The organism is Methylobacterium sp. WL7 (genome assembly GCF_008040085.1).
Lineage (GTDB): Bacteria > Pseudomonadota > Alphaproteobacteria > Rhizobiales > Beijerinckiaceae > Methylobacterium > Methylobacterium mesophilicum.
The window spans coordinates 1-301 of the sequence record NZ_VRVG01000392.1 but is presented as its reverse complement, the minus strand read 5'-3'; the positions used below and the strand labels follow the sequence as shown (position 1 = coordinate 301).

Here is a 301-nt window from a genome sequence, read left to right as displayed (position 1 = left end):
GGCGGGCTACGACGGGGCCAAGCGCAAGCGCGGTTCGAAGGTGCATCTGGCGGTGGACACGCCCGGCCACGTGGTGGCGCTGCATGTCACCCCGGCCGATGCCGACGATCGCGGCGAGGTCGATCGCCTGATCGGCGCGGTGCAAGCGGAGACGGACGGAAGCGTCGAGACGGCCTTCGTCGATCAGGGCTACACCGGCGCGCGGGCGGCGGACGCGGCCCAGGCGCACGGTATCGCCCTGGAGGTGGTCAAGGCGCCCGAGGCCAAACGCGGGTTTGTCCTGCTGCCGCGTCGCTGGGTG

The 301-nt window shown here is 72.4% G+C and carries 1 protein-coding gene; it reads left to right on the top strand.

Annotation, left to right across the window (positions count from 1 at the left end; genetic code table 11):
- On the top strand, positions 1-301 hold a 301-nt coding region (locus FV233_RS29940), incomplete at both ends, for a transposase (protein WP_147899684.1).